The sequence below is a fragment of the Frigoribacterium sp. Leaf172 genome, from assembly GCF_001424285.1.
GTDB lineage: Bacteria > Actinomycetota > Actinomycetes > Actinomycetales > Microbacteriaceae > Frigoribacterium.
Window position 1 is genome coordinate 520,048 of record NZ_LMPB01000002.1, and the last position, 17,223, is coordinate 537,270.

The following is a 17,223-nucleotide window of genomic DNA, read 5'->3' on the forward strand; positions in this document are numbered from 1 at the left end:
CGAGGTACCCGGCAACTCTAGCCGCCGCCTCCTAGCCGCGCAGGGCGCCCGCGACGGCCTCGACGTCGTCCTCGTCGTTCCAGAGGTGGAAGGCGATCCGCACCCGGCCGGCGCGCCCCGAAGCGGTCAGACCGGCCGCGGTGAGCGCCTCGAGGTCTCCGCCGGGATCGACCCAGGTCACGATGGCCTGCCCCTGTCGGGCGATGTCGAGACGGTCGCAGAGCAGGTCGCCGAGGCCGGAGGCGCGGGTCCACACCTCGGTCATGTCGAGACCCGCGAAGGCGCGCAGAGCAGGCAGGGCGCCGACCCAGACCGGCCACGCCGGCGAGACGTCGAACGCGCGCGCGTCGGGGGCCAGCTCCATGATCGGGCCGTAGCAGGAGCCCCAGACCGACTCCCCCGCGTACCACCCCGCCTGGACGGGACGGAGGCGCGCCGCGGCCTCGACGGACACCGTCAGGAACGCCGCGCCGCGGGGACTGCAGAGCCACTTGTAAGCGTGGCACACGGTCACGCCGTAGCGGCTCGCGTCGACGGGCAGCACGCCGGCGGCCTGCGTCGTGTCGCAGAGCGTGAGCACGTGATGGCGTCGAGCAGCGGCGACGATCGCGGCGTCGTCGGCCACGGCGCCGGTGGCCGACTGGATCGCCGACCAGGCGACGAGCCATGTGTCGTCGGAGACGGCGTCCGCGAGTTCGGCCAGCGGGACGCTCCGGACGCGCACCCCCCGGTGGCGCTGCTGCAGGAAGGGGAACACCATCGAGCTGAAGTCGCCGTCGACGCAGATCACCTCGGCTCCGTCGGGGACGGCCGCCGCGACGACGGCGACCATCGACGACGTCTGGGAGCCGATCGCGACGCGCTCGACCGGCACGGCGACGAGGGCGGCGTAGGCGACCCGCGCCTCCTCGACCACGGCCCCGTACTCGATCGGCGAGGTGCCGCCCGTCCGCCACGTGTCGAGATCGAGGCGCTGCGCCTCCAGGGTCGCCGTCATCGGCAGCCCCATCGTGCAGGCCGCGAGGTAGCCCGTGCGCGGCGCGAACGAGCGCGACGCCTCGACGAGGGCCGGCGACCAGGAGGAGCGGGTCGAGTCGGTCATGCCTCCAGACTGGATCCGCCCCACCCTCACGACAACCACCGACATCGTGCGGATCTCATAACCGGCGGTTATGGTTCTGCCATGACCGACGACCTCGACCTGCAGACCCTGCGCGTGGTGCGGGCTCTGGCCGACACCGGCACCATCACCGCGGCCGCCGCCCGTCTGGGTTACAGCCAGCCCGCGGTGAGTCAGCATCTGCGGCGGGCCGAGGCCCGCGTCGGGCACCCTCTCGTGCTCCGGACGGGTCGCGGCGTCATGCTCACCGAGGCGGGCGCCCGTCTCGCCGAGCACGCCGTGCACGTGCAGGCCGCCCTCGACGCGGCCCGCCAGGAGCTCGACCGGCTCGGCGGGGCCGCCTCGGGGCGGGTGCGGCTGACCGGGTTCCCCAGCGCCTCCTCGACGATCGTCCCCGACGTCCTGGCCCGCCTCCGTCGCGACAACCCCGGCCTCCAGGTCACGTACGTCGAGGCGGAGCCGCCCGAGGCGCTCGCGTCGCTGCGCGACGGGACGGCCGACGTCGCCCTGGTCTTCAGCCACCCGGGGTCGCGCGGACCCGACCGCGACCTCGACGGACTGACCGAGCGAGCGGTGTTCCTCGACCGCACGGTGCTCGTGCTGCCCGCCGGTCATCCGTTCGTCGACGGGTCGCCGTTCGTCGAGCTCGCCCGCGAACGATGGATCGGCGGCTGCCCCCGGTGCCGCGGGCACCTGCTCGCGACCTGCGCCGCCGAGGGGTTCTCCCCCGAGATCGTGCTGGAGACGGACAACGCCCTGGCCGTCCTCGGTCTCGTCGCGGCGGGCATGGGCGTCGCCCTGCTCCCGCGCCTCTCTCTGCAGGCGGCCGCTCTGCCCGCCGGAGTCCGGGTCGTCGTGCTGCCCCCGGCGACCGGTCGGCGCATCGCCGTCGTGCACCGACCGGGTGCTCGGCGGGTCCCCAGCGTCCACGCGCTGACGGGGGCGATCGGGTCGCTCGACCCGCGCCTCCACGGCCTCACCGCCCTGAGCGGACGGCGACCGGACGCGGGCTAGGCTGACCGGACCACTCTCGGAAGGTGCTCCACCCGTGCGCAGAACAGTGCTCGCCTCGGCGGCCGGCGTGGCCCTGCTCGTGGGCCTGACGGGCTGCTTCGCGGATCTCGACTCGCTCGAACGGGTCGGCGACGGACCCTCGGGAGGCGCGGCGACGGCTCCCCCGCAGCCGCAGGTGACCGGCGCGCCCGGCACCGGGGGCGGTCCGGCGCCCGACGACCTCGCACCCGGCGGGACCCTGCTCAACCAGGTCAACTACAGCGACCTGACGATCTACGTCTACGACGTCGGGCGACTGACCACGACCGCCCCGTCGATCTACGCCCGCCCCGACGGCACGGACCCGTACCCGGCGGGCACCGAGGTGGTCGCGACCGCCTACGTCCTGACGAACAACTCGCAGCGCCGCCTCGACCTCACCGATCTCAGCGCGGACTACTCGTCGTACGGCAACGATCTCGCCACCCAGGACGTCTTCGCCGGCCGCGACCTGCTCGCCGGTCTCGGCTACGAGACCGAGCTCGACGCGCAGTTCCCCGCGGATGCGGCGACCTGGTACCTGCTGCCGGGCGAGTCGGTCGTGTTCGCGAACGCGTGGTTCCACCGCGATGCGGACGGGCCGTTGACGCTGCAGTTCCTCTGGCCCGCGGAACGCATCTTCCTGGGCGCGAACATCCAGTTCTGAGTCAGGCCGTCGGCGCGTCGATCGCTCCGCCGAAGCGCCGGGATCGCGCTGCGTAGGCCCCGACGGCCTCCCACAGGTCGGTGCGGGTGAAGTCGGGCCAGAGCCGGTCGAGGAACACCATCTCGGCGTACGCCGACTGCCACAGCAGGAAGTTGCTCGTCCGCTGCTCGCCCGAGCTGCGGACGAAGAGGTCGACGTCGGGGAGATCCGCCGTGTAGAGGTGCTTCTGGATGAGCTTCTCGCTGACACCCGACGGCTTGATGCGGCCGGCCGCGACGTCGTCCGCGATGGCCCGGACGGCGTCCGCGATCTCGGTTCGACCGCCGTAGTTGACGCACATCGTGAGGGTCAGGACGTCGTTGCCGCGCGTGAGCTCCTCGGCGAACTGCAGCTCGCGGATGACCGAGCCCCAGAGCCTGGGCTTGCGACCCGCCCAGCGAACACGGACCCCCCACGCGTTCAGCTGGTCGCGCCTCCGATGCAGCACGTCGCGGTTGAAGCCCATCAGGAACCGCACCTCGTCAGGAGACCGCTTCCAGTTCTCGGTCGAGAACGCGTAGACGCTGAGATGCTTCACCCCGAGCTGGATCGCCCCGGCGACGACGTCGAGCAACGACATCTCGCCCGCCTTGTGCCCCTCCACCCGGGTGAGGCCCTTGCCGTTCGCCCACCGGCCGTTGCCGTCCATGACGATGGCCACATGACCGGGCACGGAGCCCTTCGGCAGCTCGGGCGGATACACGCCCGTCCAGTCGAGGGGCCGGAAGTCGGCCGCGTCGCGATGGGTCTTCTTCACGGGTGCCCTCCTGGGAGCGGGGTGCGGCCCGACGGGGCCGGTGCGGTGAGAGCCGCCCTCGGCGGCTCACGATCGACGTGCTGGAGCGAACGGAGTCCCCGCTCGAGATGCCACTGCGTGTACGCCGCCACCACGCCGCTGGCCTGGTTCCGCGTGCCCTCGGGCGACGCATCCGCGACCGCCCAGTCCCCCGTGAGCAGCGCCGACAACAGGGCCAGCGCCTCCTCGGTCAACCGGGGCGAACCAGGAGGCGCGTGATCGTCCGCCACCACCCCGCCGAGCTGCACGACGAACGCCGAGTGCGGGCCGGGCGCGCCGCTGACCGCGCAGTCCCCGAAGCTCGGCGACCACCCCGCGACGCTCAGCGCCCGGAGGAGATACGAGTCGAGGGTCAGCTGCGGCGCGTGCTCGGCGCGGGACAACGAGCGGAGGGCCCCGACGAGCAGGAGGTACTGCTGCAGACCCGCCTCGGCCTCCGTCAGCTTGTCGGCGGTCTCGACCATCACGCTCCCCGCCGTGTAGCTGGCGTAGTCGCCCGCGATCACGGCCCCGTACGACGCCAGCGACTCGGCCTGCTGCACGATGTCGAGCGAACGTCCCTCGTAGAGCTGGAGGTCGGCGACCATCATCGGCTCGAGACGGGCGCCGAACTTCGAGGCCGTGCGGCGGACGCCCTTCGCCACGGCGCGGATCTTGCCGTGGTTGCGACTGAGCATCGTGAGGATGCGATCCGCCTCGCCCAGCTTGTGGGTGCGCAGGATGACGCATTCATCGCGATAGACGGGCACTGCTCCAGTATCCCCCGCGTGGTACAAACGTCGGATGCACGCCACAGCCTTCGCCGTACCTCTGTGGGTGGATCTTCTCGCCGTGGGCATCGGCAGCCTGCAGGGGGCCATGTTCGCCTCCGAGTTCAAGGACCGCCGGCTCGACCTGCTCGGCGTCGCCATCATCGGCACCGCCACGGGGCTCGGAGGCGGCATCCTCCGCGACATGCTGCTCGGCGAGGTGCCTCGCGCCATGTCGAGCAACTGGTACCTGACCGTCGCCGTGCTCTCGGCGATCCTCGGCATGGCGCTGCAGCGGGTGTTCGACCGGCTCGCCGGCGTCATCACCGTGCTCGACGCCCTCACCATCGGCCTGCTGGGCGCCATCGGCTCGACGAAGGCCCTGTCGATGGGGCTGCCCGAGATCCCCGCGGTCTTCGTGGGGGTGATCGCCGCCGTGGGCGGCTCGGTTCTGCGCGACCTCCTGATGAACCTCACGATCGCGATGATGCACGTCGGGTCGCTCTACGCGGTCGCCGCGGCAGCCGGCACGACCGTGCTGGTCGTCGCCGTCTCGCTCGGCGCCCCCGTGGCGGTCGGCGCCGTGGTGGGGACGTCCGTCACTTTCGCCATCCGCATGCTCGCCGTCCGGTTCGGATGGACGCTGCCGGAGCAGCGCGCCCTCAGCAGGCTGCCGCGCTGGCGTCGTCCGCGCTGACCGCCTGGCGGCGGCTGCGCCGGGGTGCGTGCGGGTGTGCGGCTGCGGCGTGCGGGCTGCGGGTTGCGGCCCGAGGCTTGCGGGCTGCGGCGTGCGGCCTGCCGTTTGCGGCCCGAGGCTTGCGGGCTTGCTGCCCGAGGCGTGCGGCCTCGCCGCCGTCAGCGCGGCGAGGCGCTGGTCCGGATGGCGGATCCGGGCACCTGATGCGCGCGACCCGCGTCCCGTCCGCCCGCCCCGGAGGTCCCTCGCAGTCGGCAACTCCTGTCAGCTGCTCGTCATCCGTCGCCGCGCGGGTCATGGCGAGAACGCCGGAGCACGCCTCCGGAGTCGCCGACGGCGGACCCCGCTCGCGGTGGACGGTGCGGCGTGCGCGACCCATGCTGCCGGCGCCTCTGCCCGGCAGCCCTCCCGTCGGCAACTCCTCCCCGCTGCCGCGAACGGGATCGGAGCCGCCGCCGAACCGGGCTCGCTGACCGAGTCGGCAGCGTGCGGCAGGAGTTGGCGACGGCACGTCGGCCGGTGGGCTGCCCTCGGGAGCAGCAGGCCCGCCGACAGGCTGGAGGGACGCGATCGCCCGTCGGCAACTCCTCCTCCCCGCTGCGCACGAGGCCCGAGCGCGCGTGAGGGGAGGGCGGGGCGGCGGGAGGCAGGAGTTGCCGACGCGATGGTCTCGGGCACCCGCGCGTGCTGTCGACACCGGGGAGAGTCGGCTCCCGCTGCGGTGACGGGGCGGCTCAGGCCGACCCGGCTCCGAGCCGGGCGCGGGCGGGAGGCTCAGCCAGGGTCTCGTGCCGAGCCCAGGGCCCCCGGGCCCGTACGGGCCCGGGGGGCTCGGACACACGGCCCGGGGGGGGTCAGGCGGGGGCGAGCTCGCGGGCGGCGACGCCCCGCAGTGCGCGGTTCACGGCGGAGACGATCGCCTTGAGCGAAGCGGTGGAGATGTCCGCGTCGATGCCGACGCCCCAGAGGCGCGTGCCCTCGACATCGAGCTCGACGTACGCGGCGGCCTGAGCGTCTCCGCTCGCGCTGAGGGTGTGCTCGACGTAGTCGTAGAGCTTCACACCGACGCCGTGCGCGTCGAGGATCGAGATGAACGCGGCGATGGGGCCCGTGCCCCGCCCCGTGGTGGCCTCGACGTCGTCGCCGATGCGGAGGTCGACGTCGAGGGCGGTCTCACCGCTCAGATCGCTGGAGGTCCGCGTGCCGGTCAGCTCGAAGCGGCCCCACTTCTCGTCGGCCTCGTCGGCCGGCAGGTACTCGTCGCGGAAGATCGACCAGATGTTCGCGCTCGTCATCTCGCCGCCCTCCTCGTCGGTCCGGGCCTGCACCACGCCGCTGAACTCGATTTGCAGCTTGCGTGGCAGGTCGATGGCGTGGTCGGCCTTCAGCAGGTAGGCGACGCCGCCCTTGCCCGACTGCGAGTTGACGCGGATGACCGCTTCGTAGCTCCGCCCCAGGTCCTTGGGGTCGACGGGCAGGTAGGGAACCGCCCAGGGCAGCTCGTCGACGGAGACGCCCTTGTCGGCTGCCTCGCCCGACATCGCCTCGAAGCCCTTCTTGATGGCGTCCTGGTGCGAGCCAGAGAACGCCGTGTAGACCAGGTCGCCCGCCCACGGACTGCGCTCGTGCACCGGCAGCTGATTGCAGTGCTCGGCGGTCCGCTTCACCATGTCGAGGTCGCTGAAGTCGATCTGCGGGTCGATCCCCTGGGTGAAGAGATTGATGCCGAGGGCGACCAGGTCGACGTTGCCCGTGCGCTCCCCGTTGCCGAAGAGGCACCCTTCGATGCGATCGGCGCCGGCCATGTATCCGAGCTCGGCGGCGGCGATGCCCGTGCCGCGGTCGTTGTGCGGGTGCAGCGACAGGATGACGCTCTCCCGACGCGCCAACCGGCGGTGCATCCACTCGATCGAGTCGGCGTAGACGTTCGGCGTCGCCATCTCGACGGTCGCCGGCAGGTTGATGATGACCGGGCGCTCGGGCGTCGCGTCGAACGCCTCGATGACCTGGTTGCAGATGTCGAGGGCGAAGTCGAGCTCGGTGCCGGTGTAGCTCTCGGGCGAGTACTCGTAGAAGACGGCCGTCTGAGGGATGGTCCTCTCCGCCTCGCGGCACAGCCGCACACCCTCGAGCGCGATGTCGATGACACCCTGACGGTCGGTGCGGAACACGACCTCGCGCTGCAGCGCGCTCGTGGAGTTGTAGAGATGGACGATCGCCTGCTTCGCCCCGGCGATGGACTCGTAGGTCCGCGCGATGAGGTGCTCTCGGGCCTGGGTCAGCACCTGGATCGTGACGTCGTCGGGGATCGCGCCCTCGTCGATCAGGCTGCGCACGAAGTCGAAGTCCGTCTGCGAGGCGCTGGGGAACCCGACCTCGATCTCCTTGTAGCCCATGCCGACGAGCAGGTCGAACATGATGCGCTTGCGCTCGGGGCTCATGGGGTCGATGAGCGCCTGGTTGCCGTCGCGCAGGTCGACCGCGCACCAGCGGGGCGCCTCGGTGATGCGGGCCGACGGCCACGTACGGTCCGGCAAGTCGACGGCGAACTGCTCGTGGAAGGGACGGTACTTGTGGATCGGCATGGCCGACGCGGTCTGGGTGTTCTTCATGGTCTCGAGCTCCTGGGCTTGCCGACAGTGTCAGCGCTTCGTTGGTCGGCCGACGACGAACTCCGCGACGAGGGAGGCCTGGGCTAGGACTCGTCGCGGCAGCTAAGGAGGAGCAGACCGAACAGCACGAGTCGAGGATAGCACCGCCCGGCAGGGGGACGGACCGAGGAGGCGCGCGCGGCTCTCGAGACGACGCACCCCCGCGATCATCCGGTCAGGCCGTGCTCGTACGCGTAGACGACGAGCTGCACGCGGTCGCGGAGCGACAGCTTCGACAGCACGCGGCTGATGTGCGTCTTGACCGTCGCCTCGCTGAGGAACTCCCGACCCGCGATCTCGGAGTTGCTGAGCCCCCGCGAGGCCAGATCGAAGATGTCGCGCTCTCGGGTGGTGAGGGTGCGGAACGCCTCGGGGACGGCTCGGGAGCCGCGTCCGTCGAAGTGCTCGAACAGCTCTCTCGTCGCGGAGGCGGCGATCACCGCGTTGCCGGAGTGCACGGTTCTGATGGCGGCGAGGAGGAACTCGGGATCCGCGTCTTTCAGGACGAAGCCGCTCGCGCCTCCTCGGATGGCCCGGGTGGCCGCCTCGTCGAGATCGAAGGTGGTCAGGACGATGATGCGCGGGGGCTTGCGCATCGCCCGCTCGGCCGCTGCGAGCACCGCGGAGGTCGCGGCGATGCCGTCCATGACGGGCATGCGGATGTCCATGAGGACCACGTCGGGCAGGGCCTCGGCCACCATGGCCACGCCCTCCTCGCCGTTGCTGGCCTCGCCGACGAAGAGCAGATCGGGCTGCGAGCCGACGAGCATCTTGATGCCGGCGCGGAAGAGCGCCTGATCGTCGACGAGTGCGACGCGGATCGACGAGGGAGTCATCGGGCGAGACCTACTTCTTGTGTGAGTGCCGAGGTCGGCACGATGGCATGGACGACGAAGCGCCCGTCGGCGTTCTGGGTGGTCAGCGAGCCGCCGGCGAGCGTCGCGCGCTCGCGCATGCCGTCGAGTCCGTGGCCGCCGCGGCGCTCTTCGCCGGGTGTCGTCGTGGGCCCCGGACGGGTGAGCGGCCGTACGACGTTGCCGATGAGCAGATGGAGGGACTCGTACCGCCAGTCGAAGACCAGCTCGACGACCTCGTCGACCGCCCCGTGGCGCAGCACGTTCGTCAGGGACTCCTGCACGATGCGGAAGACGGCCAGCTGCCGGTTGGTCCCGAGCTGCTGCGGCTCGCCGACGACCCGGTGATCGATGCGCAGGCCCGAGGCGCGCATCTGCTCGAGCAGCTTGTCGAGATCGCCGAGAGCGGGCTGCGGCGCCTCCCCCTGGCTGTGGCGGAGCTGTCCGAGCAGGACGCGCACGTCGCCGAGCGCCTCCCGCGCGGTCGAGGCGATGGTCGTCAGAGCGTCGTCGACGCTCGTGGGGTCGACCTTGGCGGCGTACCGGGCCCCGTCCGCCTGGGCGATGACGACCGCGAGGGAGTGCGCCACGACGTCGTGCATGTCACGAGCGATCCGGTTGCGCTCCTGCTCGACGGCGATGTCGCGCTCGGCTCGGGCGGCCTCGCGCTCGGCCCGAGCGGCATCCCCCTCGGCGCGGATGGTCTCGCGCTCGGCGACCAGGCGGGCCTCGCGGCTCGTGCGCTCGGCGGAGCGCGAGCGGGCCAGCAGACCACCGGCCCAGGGCAGCCCCAGCAGCGCGAGCAGCCCGAGGAACGTGATGCCCACCTGCAGCATGATGCGGACGACGTCCGTGATGCCGCTCACGTCGTAGGAGACGCCGAAGATCGTCGTCTGCACGAAGGTCAGGTAGAACGTGCCGACGGCGGCGCCCACCACGAGCGACACCAGACCGAGCCACTTGAGCCGGTCGGTGCCGTACGCGGCGACCGTGTAGAGGATCACGCAGATGGCGATGTTGCTGACATCGGGCGTCGTCCGCGCGAGCATCTCGCCGATGGCGACCACCCAGGCGATCGACAGAGCCAGACTCGGCGACAACCGGCGCACGGCGAGAGCCACGGCCAGCCCGAGGGCCACGACGCCGGTGAAGGAGTCGTTGGAGATGAGCAGCGCCGCGCCGAAGAGCAGGACCCCCGACGCGGCGTCCACCACCAGCTGATAGGGGGCGAGGCGACGGAAGAGCACGGGACTACCGTACGGCCCGCCGGGACGCTTCACGAGCGAGCGCGCGGACCTCGCGACGGGCGACGGAGGCGGGTCATCCTGTGGAGGGACCTCGGATCAGAAGCCGAGGCGCCCGAGCAGCTTGGGATCCCGCTGCCAGTCCTTCGCCACCTTGACGCGGATGGACAGGAACACCTGCTTGCCGACCAGGGGCTCGATCTGGGCACGCGCCCGCTCGCCGACCTCCCGCAGCCGCTGCCCGCCCTTGCCGATGACGATGGCCTTCTGGCTGTCGCGTTCGACGAAGAGATTGGCGTAGATCTCGAGGAGGTCCTTGTCGTCGCGCTCGACCATGTCGTCGATGGTGACCGCCAGCGAGTGCGGGAGCTCGTCCTGAACGCCCTCGAGGGCGGCTTCGCGGACGTACTCGGCGACACGATCCTCCAGCACCTCCTCGGTGACGGCGTCCGCCGGATAGAGCGGCTGCGAGAGGGGCATGAGCTTGATGAGCTCGGTCGCCAGCACGTCGAGCTGGACGTCCGTCACGGCGGACAGGGGGATGATCGCGTCCCATTCGCGGAGACGACTCACCGCGAGCAGCTGCTCGGCCACCGCCGGGCGGGAGGTCGCGTCGACCTTCGTGACGATCGCGACCTTCCTGGCGCGGGGGAACGCGTCGAGCTGCTCGTTGATGTACTTGTCGCCGGGGCCGATCTTCTCGTCGGCGGGGACGCAGAAGCCGATGACGTCGACATCGCCGAGGGTCGTCTGCACGACATCGTTGAGACGCTCGCCGAGCAGGGTGCGGGGCCGGTGCATTCCGGGCGTGTCGACCAGGACGAGCTGACCGTCGGCGTGGTGCACGATCCCGCGGATGGCCCGCCGCGTGGTCTGGGGCTTGGACGACGTGATGGCGACCTTCTGCCCCACCAGGGCGTTCGTGAGGGTGGACTTGCCCACGTTGGGTCGACCCACGAACGACGCGAACCCCGCGCGGTAGGTCGAACCTCGCGAGGGGGCCGTCGGATCGGCGGCGTGTGTCGGTTCGTCGTGGGTCATGCGGTGTCCTTCGCGGATCGGTTCGAGCTGAGGACGGCGGCGCCGTCGAGGTCGGGGTCGTCGGTGGCGGAGCCGCCCGCGGTCTCGAGCACGGCGCTGCGCTCGACCAGGACGGTCTGGAGGTCGTGTCGGCGACCCTCGGTGCGGTCGGCGGTGAGCGTCAGCCCCGACACCGTGACGACGGAACCCTTCTCGGGCAGGCGCCCGAGCGCCTTGGTCAGGAGCCCGCCGACGGAGTCGACGTCGTCGTCGTCGAGTTCGAGCCCGAAGAGGTCGCCGAGCTCGTCGACGGGCATGCGCGCGCTCACGCGGAACACGCCCTCGGACACCTCGCGATGGGGCGCCACCTCACGGTCGTACTCGTCGCTGATGTCGCCGACCAGCTCTTCGATGAGGTCTTCGAGGGTGACGAGACCGGCGATGCCGCCGTATTCGTCGACGACCATCGCGAGGTGGTTCTTGTCGAGCTGCATCTGACGGAGGGTGTCGTCGGCCTTCTTCGACTCGGGCACGAACGCGGCGGGGCGCGCCAGGGTGCTCACCGGCGCGTCGTCGTGCCCCACGTGCTCGTGCAGTCGGCGCGCCAGGTCGCGCAGATAGACGATCCCCACGACGTCGTCGTTGTCGCGCCCCACGACGGGGACGCGGGAGACGCCGCGCCCGAGGAACAGGCTCATCGCCGACCCCACGGTGGCGGTGGCCTCGATCGTCACCATGTCGGTCCGCGGGACCATGACCTCGCGCACCACCGTGTCGCTGAACTCGAAGATCGAGTGGATGAGCTCGCGGTCGTCCTCTTCGAGCACGTCGAGCTCGGTGGCCTCGTCGACCATGCTGAGCAGCTGCTCCTCGGACGAGAAGGAGGCGCTGGCCGGGCGCCCGGGAGTGACCCGGTTCCCGACGGCCACGAGGGCATCTGCCACCGGTCCGAGGACGAGACGCACCAAGCGCACGAACCCCGCCGTGGCGACGACGAGTCCGCGAGCGTGGGCCCTGCCGACGCTGCGCGGACTCGACCCCACGAGGACGAAGGACACGACGGTCATGATGAGCGCCGAGAGCAGCAGGGCCACCCACCACCGCTCGACGCTGAACGCGAAGGCGAGCGACACGAGGACGGCGGCGGACGTCTCGGCGACCACGCGCACGAAGTTGATGGCGTTGACGTGGGCGCCCGCGTCGACGGACAGCGCCAGCAGCGCCTTGCGGCTGCGGGGCGCGTGCTCCGCCTCGTCGATCAGGTCGGCCCGGCTGAGGACGCCGAGGGCGGAGTCGATGGCGGCGAGGAGTCCGCCGACCACCACCAGGACGACGGCCACGATGACGAACACGGTGACCATCACGGCGTCACGGTCGCTCGTCGGCGCCGGCGAAGGCGGCGAGGATCTCGCGCTGCAGACCGAACATCTCGCGCTCGTCGTCGGGTTCGGCGTGATCGAAGCCGAGGAGGTGGAGGATCCCGTGGCAGGTGAGGAGGTACATCTCGTCGAGGGGGCTGTGACCGGCCGTGGCCGCCTGAGCGGTGGCCACCTGGGGGCAGACGACGATGTCGCCCAGCAGACCGGCGGGCGTCGGATCCTCTTCGGTACCGGGACGCAGCTCGTCCATGGGGAAGCTCAGGACGTCGGTCGGCCCCGGTTCGTCCATCCACTGGACGTGCAGCTGCTCCATCGCGGTCTCGTCGACGAACACGATCGCGAGCTCGGCCTCGGGGTGCACGTGCATCTGGTCGAGCGCGAACGTCGCGAGACGCTGGATCGCCGCCTCGTCGACGTCGACGCCCGACTCGTTGTTGACCTCGATGCTCATCGGGTTCCTCTCGGTGACTGGTCGGCGCGGGCGGCGTCCGAGGCCTCCGAGCGGGCGTGCTGCTGGGCCTGACGCTCGGCGTCGAAGGTCGTGTACGCGTCGACGATCCGGCCGACGAGCGTGTGCCGGACGACGTCGTCGCTGGTGAGACGGGAGAAGTGGATGTCGTCGATGTCGCCGAGGACGCGGGTGACCAGCTGCAGGCCGCTCGCCCCCGTCGGCAGGTCGATCTGCGTGACGTCGCCGGTGACCACCATCTTCGAGCCGAACCCGAGCCTCGTCAGGAACATCTTCATCTGCTCGGGCGTGGTGTTCTGCGCCTCGTCGAGGACCACGAACGCGTCGTTGAGGGTGCGGCCTCGCATGTAGGCGAGAGGGGCGACCTCGACCGTGCCCGCCGCCAGGAGCTTCGGCACGATCTCGGGGTCCATCATCTCGTTGAGCGCGTCGTAGAGGGGCCTGAGGTACGGATCGATCTTGTCGGTCAACGTGCCGGGCAGGAAGCCCAGTCGCTCGCCCGCCTCGACGGCCGGCCTCGTCAGGATGATCCGCTGGACCTCGCGCCGCTGGAGCGCCTGGACCGCCTTCGCCATGGCGAGATAGGTCTTGCCGGTGCCGGCGGGGCCGATGCCGAAGGTGATCGTGTGCTCGTCGATCGCGTCGACGTACTCGCGCTGACCGGGGGTCTTGGCGCGGATCGCCTTGCCGCGACCGGACACGATGGGGTCGCCGAACATGGCGGACGGCGTGCTCTGACCGCCGTCGAGGACGCGGGCGGACGTCTCGACCTCTGCCGGCGCCAGGTCGTGCCCGCCGCGCACGAGGGAGACGAGCTCGTCCACGAGACCGCGCGCACGACGGACCGCGTCGGACGGCCCCTCGAGCACGACCTCGTTGCCGCGCACGAGCACCCGGACGTCGGGGTACTGCTTCTCGACGGCTTTGAGGAGGCGATCCTGCGGGCCGAGCAGCTGGACCATCGCCACCCCGTCGACCTGCATGTCGACTCGGACGACGTCGGCGGCGGCGCCGTCGCTGCGGGACTCGGACGGGTGCGTGTCGCTAGTGGGCAAGGGTGCCTTCCTGGAGGGGGCCGCCCAGGACGTGGGCGTGGACGTGGAACACGGTCTGGCCGGCCGATTCGCCGGTGTTGAAGATCAGGCGGAACGACCCGGAGGAGTGCTCGCGGCCCTCGGCGTCGCGGAACACGGCCGGATCAGCGGCCAGCGCCGAGGCGGTGGACACGAGCTCGGCGAGCAGACCCGGGTCGCCCGCCGCGAGCTCGGCGACGTCGCGATACGGGGTCTTGGGGACGACGAGCAGGTGCACGGGCGCCTTCGGCTCGATGTCGCGGAAGGCGATGAGGCGGTCGTTCTCGAACACGATGTCGGCCGGGATGCGACGCTCGACGATGAGGCTGAAGACGCTCGGCTCCGCTGCGGAGTCCTGCTGATCTGACATGGCGTCCATGGTACCGGCGGCCGCCGACATCCCGCCGGTCTCGACGATCGTCGTCGGACCGGTCACCAGCGCCCGAGCCGCACGCTGAGCACGGCGATGGCCGCCGGTCCGGCCGTCGAGGTCCGCAGCACGGAGTCGCCGAGCCGCACGGGCGTCGCGCCTCCCGCCGTGAGCGTCTCGAGCTCGGCGGGAGAGACCCCGCCCTCGGGTCCGACGACGACGAGCACCGAGGAGGCGCCGGTCAGGTCGACCGCGGACAGCGCCACCTCGGCGGTCGGCTCGAGGACGAGCACCCGCTCGGCCCCGGCCCGAGCCGCGATCGCCTTCGTCGTCGCCAGGCCGGTCACCTCAGGGCCCCAGGGCCGCACGGCCTGCTTGGTGGCCTCCCGGGTGATGGCGCGCCACCGCGCCAGCCCCTTCTCGATCTTCGCGCCCTCCCAGCGGGACACGCTCCGCGACGCCGACCACGGCACGACCTCGTCGACCCCCAGCTCGGTCGCCGCCTGCACGGCGAGCTCGTCGCGGTCGCCCTTGGCGAGGGCCTGCACCAGGCCGATCATCACCTCGGGCCGGACGTGGTGGACGACGGACTCCGCGATCATGACCACCCGGTCGGCCCGCGCCTCCTGCACGGTCCCCTCCACGACGAGACCCCGGCCGTTGCCGACCCGGAGCGGATCGGCGACGCGGACCCGGCTGACGGTCACGGCGTGACGCGCCTCGGCTCCCGCCAGGACGACCTCGCCGCCGACGGTCGCGTCGTCGAGCGCCTCGACGAGGTAGGAGTGCGCCACGATCAGAAGTTCAGGAAGCGGTCGCGCAGCTTGCCGAACAGACCCTGCTGGAACTGCGACAGCTCGGGCCCCTGGTGGCGACGTCCCGATGCGAACTTCTCGATGAGCTCGCGCTCTTTGTGGCTGAGCTTCGTGGGGGTGACGACCTGGATCCCGATCTTGAGGTCACCGCGCCCCGTTCCGCGGAGCTTCGTGACGCCGCGGTCGCGGATGGTGATGATGTCCGCGCTCTGCGTGCCTGGCTTGATCTCGAGCTCGACGTCGCCGTCGATGCCGGGCAGCGTCGTCGCGGTGCCGAGGATCGCATCGGCCATCTGCACCTCGAGGGTCGCGAGCAGGTCGTCGCCGTCGCGGCTGTAGGTGTCGTGGTGCTTGACCTTGACCTCGAGGTACAGGTCGCCGTTGGGGCCGCCGGCCTGACCGACCTCGCCCTGACCGGGCAGCTGCAGGCGGAGACCGGTGTCGACGCCGGCGGGGATGTCGATCGGGATCGTGCGACGAGCGCGCACGCGACCCTGACCCTGGCAGGTGGGGCACGGGTTCGGGATGACGGTGCCGTAGCCGCGGCAGGTGCCGCACGGGCTCGAGGTCATGACGTTGCCGAGCAGCGAGCGGACCGTCCGCTGGATCTGGCCCGAGCCGTTGCAGATGTCGCAGGTCTGCGGCGAGGTGCCGGGGGCGCAGCAGGATCCGTTGCAGGTCTCGCAGAGGACGGCCGTGTCGACCTCGATGTCGCGCTTCGTGCCGAAGACGATGTCGTCGAGCTCGACCTCGAGGCGCAGGAGGGCGTCCTGCCCGCGCTCGCGTCGCGATCGGGGCCCCTGACGCTGCCCGCCTCCCCCGCCGCCGAAGAACGCGTCGAAGATGTCACCGAAGCCGGCTCCCCCGCCACCGCCGCCGCCGAAGCCGGCCTGCGGTCCGAGGTCGTAGCGCTCGCGCTGCTGCGGGTCGCTGAGGACGTCGTACGCGTGCGTGACGTCCTTGAAGCGCTCGGAGGCGTCGGCGCTGGGGTTCACATCGGGGTGGAGCTCGCGGGCGAGTCGGCGGTAGGCCTTCTTGATCTCGTCCGGCGACGCCGTCCGGTCGACTCCGAGCACGTCGTAATGATCTGCCACTTGTTTGGTCTACCTCTTGATGTCGGTGCTGAAGATGGGAGGGGGAAGGGGAGCCGAGGAGGCGCGGAGCGTGTCAGCGCTCGTCGAGCGTCGACGAGAGATAACGCGCCACCGCGCGGACCGCCGCCATGTTCGACGAGTAGTCCATGCGCAGCGGCCCGAGCACGCCGATCCGGGCGATCTCGCTGCCGGAGGACGTGTAGCCGCTGGCGAGCACGGACGTCTGCGCGAGTCCGAAGGACGCGTTCTCGCGGCCGATGCTCGCCACCACGTCGACCGCGTCGAGCTGCATCTCGCCGAAGAGCCGCAACAGCGCGACCTGCTCTTCGATGGCCTCGAGCACAGGATAGAGGCTGCCGCTGAAATCGTCCTCGGTGCGGACGAGGTTCGCCGCGCCGGCCATGACGAGTCGGTCCTGACGGCCGGCGGCCAGCTGCTCGACGAGACTCGCGACGACGCGTCGGACCATCGCGGCCAGATCGGGGCGGAACCGCTCGGGGAGGTCGCTGAGCGATCGCGCGGCGTCGCTGAGCGCGGCACCGCCGACCGCGGCGTTGACCGAGGCGCGCAGCTCGGACAGGAAGGCCTCGTCGACCGGCGTCGGGAGATCGATGATCCGCTGCTCGACCTGGCCGCTGTCGGTGATGAGGACGGTCATGACCTTCGACTCGCCGAGGCTGACCAGCTCGATGTGGCGGACCCGGGCGCGGGAGAACGACGGGTACTGGACGAGGGCGACCTGATTCGTCAGCTGCGAGAGCAGTCTGACCGTGCGCCCGAGGACCTCGTCGAGATCGGTCGAGTCGCCGAGGAAGGTCTCGATGGCCTGCCGCTGCGCGGCCGTGAGCGGTCGGAGGTCGGCCAGCTCGTTGACGAAGAGGCGGTACCCCTTGTCGGTGGGCACGCGACCCGACGAGGTGTGCGGAGCCGTGATCAGCTCCTCCTCTTCGAGGAGGGCCATGTCGTTGCGGATCGTGGCGGCCGAGACGCCGAACTGGTGGCGCTCGACGATCGACTTCGAGCCGACGGGTTCCCTCGACGCGACGTAGTCGTGCACGATGACACGGAGGACTTCGAGTCCGCGCTCCGAGACCACGCCGCACCTCTCTCTCCGCTCGGGCCGTGACCGATCCGGTCGGGCCCCCGGCCTGCCT

The 17,223-nt window shown here is 71.2% G+C and carries 17 protein-coding genes; 3 read left to right on the forward strand and 14 right to left on the reverse strand.

Going from position 1 to position 17,223, the window contains the following annotated elements; translation table 11 throughout:
- Window positions 1–31: 31 nt before the first annotated feature.
- Window positions 32–1,102, reverse strand: a complete 1,071-nt coding sequence (locus ASF89_RS08695) for an aminotransferase class V-fold PLP-dependent enzyme (protein ID WP_055813838.1) — start codon at window positions 1,100–1,102, stop codon at window positions 32–34.
- Window positions 1,103–1,183: 81 nt separating this feature from the next.
- On the opposite strand from ASF89_RS08695, the gene ASF89_RS08700 reads away from it, so the two are divergent.
- Window positions 1,184–2,134 (forward strand): LysR family transcriptional regulator, encoded by a 951-nt coding sequence (locus ASF89_RS08700; RefSeq protein WP_082489896.1) that lies wholly within the window; start codon window positions 1,184–1,186, stop codon window positions 2,132–2,134.
- A gap of 34 nt (window positions 2,135–2,168) precedes the next feature.
- Complete coding sequence (locus tag ASF89_RS08705) at window positions 2,169–2,819, forward strand: hypothetical protein (RefSeq protein ID WP_156463354.1); 651 nt, start codon at window positions 2,169–2,171, stop codon at window positions 2,817–2,819.
- A 1-nt stretch (window position 2,820) separates the two neighbouring features.
- Here ASF89_RS08705 and ASF89_RS08710 read toward each other — a convergent pair whose 3' ends face one another.
- Entirely contained in the window at window positions 2,821–3,615 is a 795-nt protein-coding gene (locus tag ASF89_RS08710) for an isoprenyl transferase (RefSeq protein WP_055813844.1), read from the reverse strand.
- Window positions 3,612–4,403, reverse strand: coding sequence for a DNA repair protein RecO (gene recO / locus ASF89_RS08715; protein ID WP_055813846.1), 792 nt, complete (start codon window positions 4,401–4,403; stop codon window positions 3,612–3,614). The genes ASF89_RS08710 and recO overlap by 4 nt, the downstream gene beginning before the upstream one ends.
- Before the next feature lie 34 nt (window positions 4,404–4,437).
- Between recO and ASF89_RS08720 the strand changes: the two genes are divergently transcribed.
- Window positions 4,438–5,100 carry a trimeric intracellular cation channel family protein gene (locus tag ASF89_RS08720; RefSeq protein WP_055813848.1) on the forward strand — a complete coding sequence of 221 codons (663 nt, stop codon included), beginning with the start codon at window positions 4,438–4,440 and terminating at the stop codon, window positions 5,098–5,100.
- A gap of 854 nt (window positions 5,101–5,954) precedes the next feature.
- Here the strand turns inward: ASF89_RS08720 and leuA are convergent.
- The 11 genes from leuA to hrcA form a co-directional block, all read right to left on the reverse strand.
- Window positions 5,955–7,712 (reverse strand): 2-isopropylmalate synthase, encoded by a 1,758-nt coding sequence (gene leuA / locus ASF89_RS08725; protein WP_055813851.1) that lies wholly within the window; start codon window positions 7,710–7,712, stop codon window positions 5,955–5,957.
- Between the two features lie 206 nt (window positions 7,713–7,918).
- Window positions 7,919–8,587 (reverse strand): response regulator transcription factor, encoded by a 669-nt coding sequence (locus ASF89_RS08730; protein WP_055813854.1) that lies wholly within the window; start codon window positions 8,585–8,587, stop codon window positions 7,919–7,921.
- A complete protein-coding gene (locus ASF89_RS08735) occupies window positions 8,584–9,852 on the reverse strand; it encodes a sensor histidine kinase (protein WP_055813857.1) in 1,269 nt (422 codons plus the stop codon). The genes ASF89_RS08730 and ASF89_RS08735 overlap by 4 nt, the downstream gene beginning before the upstream one ends.
- Window positions 9,853–9,948: 96 nt before the next feature.
- Entirely contained in the window at window positions 9,949–10,890 is a 942-nt protein-coding gene (era, locus tag ASF89_RS08740; RefSeq protein ID WP_055796992.1) for a GTPase Era, read from the reverse strand.
- Window positions 10,887–12,230 (reverse strand): hemolysin family protein, encoded by a 1,344-nt coding sequence (locus ASF89_RS08745; protein ID WP_055813860.1) that lies wholly within the window; start codon window positions 12,228–12,230, stop codon window positions 10,887–10,889. The genes era and ASF89_RS08745 overlap by 4 nt, the downstream gene beginning before the upstream one ends.
- Before the next feature lie 7 nt (window positions 12,231–12,237).
- Window positions 12,238–12,699 (reverse strand): rRNA maturation RNase YbeY, encoded by a 462-nt coding sequence (gene ybeY, locus ASF89_RS08750; RefSeq protein ID WP_055796984.1) that lies wholly within the window; start codon window positions 12,697–12,699, stop codon window positions 12,238–12,240.
- Window positions 12,696–13,772 carry a PhoH family protein gene (locus tag ASF89_RS08755; protein ID WP_055813863.1) on the reverse strand — a complete coding sequence of 359 codons (1,077 nt, stop codon included), beginning with the start codon at window positions 13,770–13,772 and terminating at the stop codon, window positions 12,696–12,698. Before ASF89_RS08755 ends, ybeY begins: the two co-directional genes overlap by 4 nt.
- Entirely contained in the window at window positions 13,762–14,160 is a 399-nt protein-coding gene (locus tag ASF89_RS08760; RefSeq protein ID WP_055798374.1) for a histidine triad nucleotide-binding protein, read from the reverse strand. The genes ASF89_RS08755 and ASF89_RS08760 overlap by 11 nt, the downstream gene beginning before the upstream one ends.
- Window positions 14,161–14,222: 62 nt before the next feature.
- Window positions 14,223–14,954, reverse strand: a complete 732-nt coding sequence (locus ASF89_RS08765; protein WP_055813866.1) for a 16S rRNA (uracil(1498)-N(3))-methyltransferase — start codon at window positions 14,952–14,954, stop codon at window positions 14,223–14,225.
- Between the two features lie 2 nt (window positions 14,955–14,956).
- Window positions 14,957–16,069, reverse strand: a complete 1,113-nt coding sequence (dnaJ, locus tag ASF89_RS08770) for a molecular chaperone DnaJ (RefSeq protein WP_055813868.1) — start codon at window positions 16,067–16,069, stop codon at window positions 14,957–14,959.
- Between the two features lie 73 nt (window positions 16,070–16,142).
- Window positions 16,143–17,165 (reverse strand): heat-inducible transcriptional repressor HrcA, encoded by a 1,023-nt coding sequence (gene hrcA / locus ASF89_RS08775; RefSeq protein ID WP_055796972.1) that lies wholly within the window; start codon window positions 17,163–17,165, stop codon window positions 16,143–16,145.
- Window positions 17,166–17,223: the final 58 nt, after the last annotated feature.

Bases quoted from the DNA above. Each gene is read 5' to 3' on its own strand.
- ASF89_RS08730 (WP_055813854.1), bottom strand. From the start codon at position 8,587: ATGACTCCCTCGTCGATCCGCGTCGCACTCGTCGACGATCAGGCGCTC.
- era (WP_055796992.1), bottom strand. From the start codon at position 10,890: ATGACCCACGACGAACCGACACACGCCGCCGATCCGACGGCCCCCTCG.
- leuA (WP_055813851.1), bottom strand. From the start codon at position 7,712: ATGAAGAACACCCAGACCGCGTCGGCCATGCCGATCCACAAGTACCGT.
- ASF89_RS08745 (WP_055813860.1), bottom strand. From the start codon at position 12,230: ATGGTCACCGTGTTCGTCATCGTGGCCGTCGTCCTGGTGGTGGTCGGC.
- ybeY (WP_055796984.1), bottom strand. From the start codon at position 12,699: ATGAGCATCGAGGTCAACAACGAGTCGGGCGTCGACGTCGACGAGGCG.
- ASF89_RS08760 (WP_055798374.1), bottom strand. From the start codon at position 14,160: ATGTCAGATCAGCAGGACTCCGCAGCGGAGCCGAGCGTCTTCAGCCTC.
- ASF89_RS08695 (WP_055813838.1), bottom strand. From the start codon at position 1,102: ATGACCGACTCGACCCGCTCCTCCTGGTCGCCGGCCCTCGTCGAGGCG.
- ASF89_RS08700 (WP_082489896.1), top strand. From the start codon at position 1,184: ATGACCGACGACCTCGACCTGCAGACCCTGCGCGTGGTGCGGGCTCTG.
- ASF89_RS08720 (WP_055813848.1), top strand. From the start codon at position 4,438: ATGCACGCCACAGCCTTCGCCGTACCTCTGTGGGTGGATCTTCTCGCC.